The 8,205-nt window shown below is 44.5% G+C and carries 8 protein-coding genes; 6 read left to right on the forward strand and 2 right to left on the reverse strand.

Going from position 1 to position 8,205, the window contains the following annotated elements:
* Window positions 1-32 precede the first annotated feature (32 nt).
* The 6 genes from nikA to cntE are packed head-to-tail and all read left to right on the forward strand — an operon-like array spanning window position 33 to window position 6,312.
* A complete protein-coding gene (nikA, locus tag AC58PV_RS30780) occupies window positions 33-1,649 on the forward strand; it encodes a nickel ABC transporter substrate-binding protein (RefSeq protein ID WP_497436693.1) in 1,617 nt (538 codons plus the stop codon).
* Window positions 1,636-2,586, forward strand: coding sequence for a nickel ABC transporter permease subunit NikB (nikB, locus tag AC58PV_RS30785; RefSeq protein WP_497436695.1), 951 nt, complete (start codon window positions 1,636-1,638; stop codon window positions 2,584-2,586). The genes nikA and nikB overlap by 14 nt, the downstream gene beginning before the upstream one ends.
* Entirely contained in the window at window positions 2,583-3,416 is an 834-nt protein-coding gene (gene nikC, locus AC58PV_RS30790; RefSeq protein WP_497436696.1) for a nickel ABC transporter permease subunit NikC, read from the forward strand. Before nikB ends, nikC begins: the two co-directional genes overlap by 4 nt.
* Window positions 3,417-3,436: 20 nt before the next feature.
* Window positions 3,437-4,273, forward strand: a complete 837-nt coding sequence (locus tag AC58PV_RS30795; RefSeq protein ID WP_497436698.1) for an ABC transporter ATP-binding protein — start codon at window positions 3,437-3,439, stop codon at window positions 4,271-4,273.
* Between the two features lie 18 nt (window positions 4,274-4,291).
* The gene (nikE, locus tag AC58PV_RS30800; protein ID WP_497436699.1) at window positions 4,292-5,110 is read left to right on the forward strand and encodes a nickel import ATP-binding protein NikE; all 819 of its coding nucleotides are present in this window, start codon (window positions 4,292-4,294) and stop codon (window positions 5,108-5,110) included.
* 8 nt (window positions 5,111-5,118) lie between these two features.
* Window positions 5,119-6,312, forward strand: a complete 1,194-nt coding sequence (gene cntE, locus AC58PV_RS30805; protein ID WP_497436700.1) for a staphylopine family metallophore export MFS transporter CntE — start codon at window positions 5,119-5,121, stop codon at window positions 6,310-6,312.
* On the opposite strand, the gene AC58PV_RS30810 is transcribed toward cntE, so the two are convergent.
* Both AC58PV_RS30810 and AC58PV_RS30815 read right to left on the reverse strand, forming a co-directional pair.
* Window positions 6,297-7,058, reverse strand: a complete 762-nt coding sequence (locus AC58PV_RS30810) for an ABC transporter permease (protein WP_497436701.1) — start codon at window positions 7,056-7,058, stop codon at window positions 6,297-6,299. The two genes, cntE and AC58PV_RS30810, sit on opposite strands and share 16 nt — an antisense overlap.
* Window positions 7,055-7,798 (reverse strand): ABC transporter ATP-binding protein, encoded by a 744-nt coding sequence (locus AC58PV_RS30815; RefSeq protein WP_497436702.1) that lies wholly within the window; start codon window positions 7,796-7,798, stop codon window positions 7,055-7,057. Before AC58PV_RS30815 ends, AC58PV_RS30810 begins: the two co-directional genes overlap by 4 nt.
* Window positions 7,799-8,205: the final 407 nt, after the last annotated feature.

An 8,205-nucleotide genomic window follows, 5' to 3' on the forward strand; every position in this document is an offset into this window, starting at 1 on the left:
AATCATTATCAATGAAAAGGGGAAATACCACAATGATTCACAATCCGTTAACCCGCTTCCTACCAAAAATAGCTATGCTATTAGCATTGCTTATTGCTGTATTAGGTTGTTCCAAGTCTGAGCCAGGAACCAGCAGTAACACAGCTCTTCCACAAAAACCAAAGGAGATCACCGTTTCCTGGATGAGAGATTTGGGCCCATCGAATCCTCATGCCTACTACCCAAATCAATTATTTTCACAATCGATGCTTTACGAACCTCTTGTTAGCTATAACGAAGGCGGGGAGCTTAAGCCTTACCTTGCAGAGTCATGGAACATTTCAACAGATGGAAAAGAATACACGTTCAAACTTCGCAAGAATATTAAGTTCTCCGATGGTACACCATTTAACGCAGCAATCGTGAAAAGAAACTTCGATGCCATCATGAAAAATAAAAGCACGCACAGTTGGCTTGGCATAGCCAAGGTGTTAGAAAAGACCGATATGCTTGACGAGCAAACGATTAAGTTAACTCTCTCTGAGCCGTATTATCCCGCATTGCAGGATTTAGCGACTGTTCGACCTTTCCGTTTCTTAGGTGAAGCTGGTTTCCCGGAAGGTGATGATACCCTCAAAGATCTCAAGGCACCGGTAGGCACAGGTCCTTGGATGATTACGGAGTACAAACAAGACCAATACACAGTATTCACTAGAAACCCTAATTATTGGGGGGAGCAGCCTGAGGTTGATAAGGTTACGGTGAAAATCATTCCTGATAGCGAAACGCGTGTATTGGCTTTTGAAAAAGGCGAACTGGATATGATATTTGGTGAAGGCGCCATCAGCTTAGATGCCTATAAACAACTCCAAAGCACAAGCAAATATGGAACAGCTCTCTCGGATCCGGTAGGTACTAGAAATATCTTATTAAACTCCACCAACGATATGCTTGCAGATCAACGAGTTCGTCTTGCTCTTCAGCATGGTTTGAATAAACAGAGCATCGTAGATGGTATTACAGGCGGCGTAGAACAAAAGGCCGATACTATATTATCTAACAACTATCCGTATGTGGATATGAAAGTTAACTCTGTTGATTACAGTACATCCAAGGCCATGGCCTATCTAGATGACGCTGGTTGGAAATTGGCTTCTGGTCAAACCATTCGTGAAAAAGATGGAAAAAAATTAGAGTTGGAATTAGTCTACGATAAAACCGATCCGATTCAAAAAGTAATGGGAGAAGCCGTACAGGCGGCTTGGGCAGAGATTGGCGTAAAACTGAACATCGCTGGTATGGAATTAACTGCTGCAACGAAGCTGCTCCGCGAAGGGAAATTCGACGTTCGTTTCTGGTTTAATTCTGGTGTTCCTTATGATCCCCATACGCTTATTAATGCTGTGAAAGAACCAAGTTTTGGCGTAGCTGAAGCCCATTCTCGCATCCCTATGAAGAAGGAGCTCGACCAAAAGATACAAACAGTTCTTGCCTCCACCAATGAAGTCGAACGTAAGAAGCTCTATTCGGAAATTTTGACAACAGTACATGAGCAGTCCGTCATCGTACCTATTTCTTACATTAAACAAACTGTTGTTTACAATAAATCCTTATCCAATGTTACCTTCCCAGCAAGTCGTTGGGATCACCCTTTCAATGGAATTAAGTAGTTATATCGGAAAGCGACTGCTCGCCATTATTCCTTTGGTTATTTTCGCTACACTTCTCACATTTATCTTAACTCAGCTTTCGCCGGTCGATCCGGCGGAAGCTTATTTCTCGGCTTCGCATATTCAACCCACAGCGGAATTGCTTGCTGAGAAGCGGCATGAATTGGGGTTGGATCAACCGCTATATGCACAGTACTGGCACACATTAACTCAAATAGCCCGACTTGATTTCGGAAAATCCTATCTGTCCAATAAACCTGTTTGGGACGAGGTGACCTTGCGAATGCCAGCTACCTTGCAGATAGCTTTCAGCAGCATCATCCTAACGATTATTGTCAGTATTGGACTGGGGTATTTATCAGCTGTTTACTCCCATAGTTGGATTGATTATTTCAGCAAAGCACTTTCCTATTTTGGCGCATCGATTCCGCAATTTTGGCTTGGCTATATGTTGATTTTTTTCTTCGCTGTCCAATTGGATTGGTTACCGGTGAATGGCATGGGAAGCTGGAAACATCTCGTCCTGCCATCTCTGACCCTGTCATTTGCACTTATCGCTGTATATAGCCGACTTTTGCGGGCAAGTATGATGGAGCAATTGCAAGAGGTTTATATTTTATATGCCAGAACTCGTGGTATTCAAGAGCGCGTAATTATGCTAAAACATGTGATGAAAATTGCCATTTCCCCTGTCATTACCGGTTTAGGTATGAATTTCGGCAAATTGCTCACGGGTACGATCATTGTAGAGCAAGTGTTCTCATGGCCTGGGATTGGCAGATACTTCATTGAAGCTATCTTTAATCGAGATATTCCAGTCGTTCAATGCTATGTGCTTCTTGCTGCATGCGCGTTCCTGCTTTGCAACCTAATTGTTGATATAGTTCACATGTATATGGACCCCCGAATTTCTTTGAAAGGAAGAACCACTCCGTGATTAAACGTATAAAGAATCTTTTCTCAGGTAGGAAGACCATTATTGTGTGCTCTTGCTTCCTGCTTCTTTCTTTCATAATCACGATTCTGGCACCTTGGCTGGCACCACATGATCCGATCAAGGTCAATCTTGCATTGAAATTGCAACCTCCTTCGTTCGAATATGTATTAGGGACGGATCATTTGGGGCGCGATTTATTATCCCGACTGCTATACGGAGCTCGCATATCGTTAGGCTTAGTGTTCCTAGTGTTTATTTTATCCTTAACCATAGGACTGGTTGTTGGAACGGTTGCGGGGTATAAAGGCGGATGGATCGATACCTTACTCATGCGCTTTTGCGATGGCGTTATGGCTTTTCCGAACCTTGTCCTCGTGCTCGGCATTGTAGCTATGTTAGGTCCAGGTATTATGCAGATTATATTTGCCCTGCTTCTTGTTCAGTGGGTAACCTATGCACGCATGTTTCGCGGACTTGTTGTTAGTTTACGAGAACGTCAGTTTATTACATCTGCCATTATAAGCGGCTCTTCTCCTTGGACCATTATGAGGAAGCATATCATGCCCAACGTTCTGCCCCCTATTGTGGTCATCGGTACACTTGAAATTGGCTGGGCGATTATGGATATTTCTGCATTGTCCTTCCTTGGCTTAGGCATTCAGCCACCAACCCCTGAGTGGGGTGCGATGATTCTTGAGGGCAAGAGCTACATTCGAAGTCATCCTGAACTCATGATGTACCCTGGTTTTTTCATTCTACTTGTGGTTATTAATTTTAATCTGCTCGGGGAAGCGCTGTCGCATAAATTCGGGGTGAATAAACGTTATTAAATCAGAAATGAGGCACTTAGGTGGACACATCTCGCAAAGTATTGCAGGTCAGTGGACTGAATGTCAAAGTAACTTCAGATCAAGGCCAAATTCAACTGCTTCACGATATTCATTTCGATTTAGAGAAGGGACAAATTCTCGGTCTTGTTGGTGAAAGCGGCTGTGGAAAAAGCGTCACGTGCTATTCTCTCTTACAACTGATGGATCAACATACCCTTGTTGAAGGCAGCATTCGATTGGGTGGGCGCGAGCTTAATGGCATGGCCCCAAAGGAGATGCGTCGTATACGAGGGAAGGAAATTGGCTTTATTATGCAAAATCCGATGAACGCTTTTACACCCGTATATTCCATTGGCAATCAATTCATTGAGACCATTCTTGCGCACAGAAAGCTGAGTAAAAAGGAAGCATATGAACTCGCGGCTACTTCTCTAGCTAACGTGAATTTGCCTAAGCCTCATGAGATCCTTAAGCAGTATCCTTTTCAACTGAGCGGTGGCATGCTGCAGCGGGTGATGATTGCGATGTGTATGTGCCTGAAACCTGCCGTCGTCATCGCTGATGAACCAACGACTGCACTAGATATGGTCAATCAATTGCAAGTATTAATACAGCTGGAACGGCTGCGGTCGGAATGTGGCACAACCATTTTGTTGATTTCTCATGACTTAGGCGTCATTGCCGAGATGGCAGATAAGGTTATGGTTATGCAGCATGGGAAAATTGTTGAACAAGCCGATGTCTTCCAACTCTTCGATCATCCCGCCAATGCCTATACAAAAAAATTGCTAAACGCACGGTTACAGCTGCCCGATTCCTCTAACACACAGACGGTCGAGAAGGCTCTACACTTTTAAAAACGAGGTAACACAACGATGAGCTTGTTGCAAGTACAGGAAGTCAGTCATACTTACGGTAAAAATAGTTTATTTGGCTCAACACGTCAACAACCGCCAACGCTTTCTAAGGTTTCCCTTTCCATACAGGAAGGCGTTTGTCTGGGTTTGTTGGGGAGCAGCGGAGCTGGGAAAAGTACGCTCGGCAAAGTCATTCTTGGTTTGGAGAAACCACAGCAAGGAAAGATTATCTTTATGGGGCACGATATGTACAGCATGCATCCAACATCCCGAAGGAACATTCGACGAGATCTGCAGGTTGTCTCTCAGAATTGTTACGCTGCTGTTAATCCACGCATGTGCGCCGAACAAATTATCGGTGAGCCACTCAGCAACTACACTTCCATGTCATCGCTTGAACAAAAGCATAGGATCGGCGAACTATTGGAAATGGTCGGTCTACAGGCAGCAGACATGGTGAAATACCCCCATCAATTCAGCGGCGGCCAACTGCAAAGAATTAACATCGCAAGAGCGATTGCGCTGAAGCCAAAACTCATCGTGCTAGATGAACCGATTAGTAGTCTTGATATGGTTAATCAAAGCCAAATTTTAGCGTTGCTACTTGACTTGAAACGATCATTTGGGCTTTCTTATCTGTTCATCACCCATGACATCAAAGCTGCTTACGCCCTTTCAGATCAGATAGCTGTCATGGAGCAGGGAGAGCTCGTTGAACAGTTCGAGTATAAGGAATCGATTTTTGCATCTTCACATCGGGCTGTGAAGCTTTTGTTGCATTCTGTCCTTGCTGAGCATCCACGAGACCGGAAAATCAAATCCGTTCAAGCAGAATGACAGTTGCTATGACCAAAGGCGGCCCGTTGTCTTTACCTTTTATAAGGCTATACGCTATTACATTTCTATTTTTCAGCGCAAATCCAATCTTGAATATCATTGTACCTCTGCGCAGCGAAGCGCAAGGGGCAAGTAATACAGAAATCGGCTTCATGATGGGCGCTTATATGGTAACGAGCATGCTCTTTCGTCCGTGGGCGGGCAATATCGTTCATCGCTTCGGTCCACTGCCAGTATTACGCTTTTTGTTGCTTGCGAATGGCCTTATTCTGATGCTTTATACGGTATCCGGGCTGGAGTGGTACTTCGCACTTCGTGCTATGCAGGGCGTAACGACGGCATGTTTTTCCTTATCGCTACAACTAGGTATTGTCGATAAGCTGGCTCACAATGATCGGTCTCAGGGCATCTCTCTTTATTTGTTAGCAGGCATGCTGCCTACCGTAATCGGTCCTATTCTGGCATTAACCCTATGGGACTGGGGTGGGATGAGTGCCTTCACGGCATCTATGATCATTATTGCCCTTGTTACGGGTATCATAGGCTTCACGGCTCCACTGTCCTCAGGATCGCAAGAAGCTCAAGATAAGCAACAGCATCCAAGCTCGATGTCTTCTCAGCTGCGCCAACTGTGGACTCATCGTGGATTTCTTATATCCAGTACTGCTATGCTTATTGCTTCTATCTCCTTTGGCGCTGTAACAACATTTATCGCGCTCTACACGAAACAAAGCGGTGTCGGTCATGCAGGCATTTATTTGATGCTCCAAGCTGGCGTGATGGTTTTCTGCAGATTCGCCTTACGCAAAAAAGTTCCCTCTGACGGCCAATGGCATCCCAGATTTATCGTCCGTTTATTAGTAAGTATGGCTGTTGGCCTGACGCTCTTGGCACTATCTGTATATGCCGGAGCATTATTCATGTATGCAGGTTCTATATTCATTGGGTTAGGCATGGCCATGCTCTACCCCCATTTAGTAACGTATTTGACTATTGTGCTGCCCATGTCCTCTCGCAATATGCTAATTGGTGTGTTCATTGCCGTATCCGATCTTGGTTCTGTCCTTGGCAACATCGTGATGGGCACGATAGCCGATCATTCGTCCTACTCTATTATGTATGGTGTATGCGCCGGCTTATTGCTGACCTCTGTTGCGATTGTACGCATTGGCGGTAAACGATTGGGCTATCTGCTCTCCTGAAATGTCTTTAATTGCAGATGTTCCGAGAACACTAACTTATAGATGAGAACACTTAACAGTATGCTAGTAATTGCTGCAGATCCAGTGAAGGAGAATACGATTAGTATTTGATAACGCACCGCTTCTACTGGCTCTGCTCCTGCCACGATCATACCTGTCATCATTCCTGGAAGCTGGACAAGTCCTACTGTTTTCATGCCGTCGATGGTCGGAATCATACTGAATTTAACCGCTCGTTTCCTAACTGCTTGCAGTGCCTGTCCTGCAGAAGCTCCAAGTGACAATAGAGCCTCAATCTCGCCCTTCGATGCAAGAACTTCCCTTTTGAGTTGAGTAATAAATAAGCCTGATACGATCATGGCATTTCCAATCGTCATCCCGCTTAGAGGTATGATATATTGCGGTGTAGCTTCAATAAGATGCAGTCCTAGAAGCAACCCCATCATAAGAATTTCAACTGTCATTATCGACAAAGCAACTCGCCAAATAATTCCCGGCATGTCGCCGCCGCGTTTTGCAGCATTCCAAGATGCTACAGATATCATGAGCGTAATAATGATAATTAAGTAAACAACATGCTGGGTTTGGAAAATATAATGAAGCACATATCCAATGAATAGTAATTGCAGCGTCGACCTTATCGTGCCAATAGCGATCTCTTTTTCTAACCCAAGCTTCTGCCAGTAGGATATCAACATCGTTGCTAGAATGAATAGTAATGTAAAACTAAGTGACAACATCGTCATAATTGAACCTCTTCTTTACTTACGCCAATAAATTTTTTCGCTGCATCTGTTGATGGCTCACTAAAGAAAAGCGCTGTTGGCGCATCTTCAAGTAACGTATTGTTCGACATAAACCACACGCGTTCACTCGTACGCGCCGCTTGCTCTAGTTCATGCGTAACTCCAATCAGGGTAGTTCCTTCTCTTTCATGCCACTTCTGTAGTAATTGCTCGACAGCCCTCGTATTCATCGCATCTAACGATGATGTCACTTCATCCAGAAGCAGTACCGCTGGCCGTAGTAACATAGATCGAATTAAGGCAATCCGCTGCATTTCCCCACCAGATAGTTCACGGGCATTCTTTTGAAGATCCAACCCGCTCAGTCCTGATGTCTCCAGCAGTTCATCTGCTAGCTTGCTTTCGTATGATTTGCCATGCAGTCGGCTTGCTGTACGCAAATTGTCCTCAACACTCCCAGGCAGCATGACCGCTTGCTGAGCAACATAGCAAATTCGTTTCCTCCAGTCACGTGCTCCAACCTCTAGATAGGAGGATCCCTCGAATCGCATCATTCCTTCATCTGGTGAGTTCAATAAAGCCAGGGTCCGTAGAAGCGTACTCTTCCCTTGCCCTGATGAGCCGATAAGGGCGATACGTTCCGCTTGCTGAATCTTTACTGTAATACCCGAAAATAAGTAAGGCGCTTTCGGGTTGTCCTGATTATATGAAAGCTTGGCTAGCTTATTAATTTCAAACATGATGGGTATCCTCTCAGCTCTTTTGAGATCTTTATTCATTGTAGCACCTGCTCCGAAAGGGTCAATACGTGAAACAAGAAAAACAGAAACACATGTTCTTATCTGTATTGATCTGATTACTACTATGAGCAAATGGGTAATAAAACTGGTGAAAGCGTAATGGAAGCAGGTCATTATCAAGATTCAGACGGCCAACAAATCGAGTTAAATAAGAATGATACCTTCCCTGCCTGTCCAAAGACAGGCGAGTCCACTTACTGGCATCATGTATAATTAAAGATGAAGGAAGTGACCCCAATCGAGTAGATAGGAGCGGCTAGCCCCTGACCTCTCACACCACCGTACATGCGGGTCCGCATACGGCGGTTCCGAATGGTTAACAAAGTTCCAAATAACGTGAAAGTAAA

Source organism: Paenibacillus sp. J22FR83, assembly GCF_059691955.1.

What these genes read in the sequence shown, in the direction of transcription:
- nikA (WP_497436693.1), top strand. Translation starts at nt 33, where the DNA reads ATGATTCACAATCCGTTAACCCGCTTCCTACCAAAAATAGCTATGCTA.
- AC58PV_RS30815 (WP_497436702.1), bottom strand. Translation starts at nt 7,798, where the DNA reads ATGTTTGAAATTAATAAGCTAGCCAAGCTTTCATATAATCAGGACAAC.
- cntE (WP_497436700.1), top strand. Translation starts at nt 5,119, where the DNA reads ATGACCAAAGGCGGCCCGTTGTCTTTACCTTTTATAAGGCTATACGCT.
- AC58PV_RS30810 (WP_497436701.1), bottom strand. Translation starts at nt 7,058, where the DNA reads ATGACGATGTTGTCACTTAGTTTTACATTACTATTCATTCTAGCAACG.
- nikE (WP_497436699.1), top strand. Translation starts at nt 4,292, where the DNA reads ATGAGCTTGTTGCAAGTACAGGAAGTCAGTCATACTTACGGTAAAAAT.
- nikB (WP_497436695.1), top strand. Translation starts at nt 1,636, where the DNA reads ATGGAATTAAGTAGTTATATCGGAAAGCGACTGCTCGCCATTATTCCT.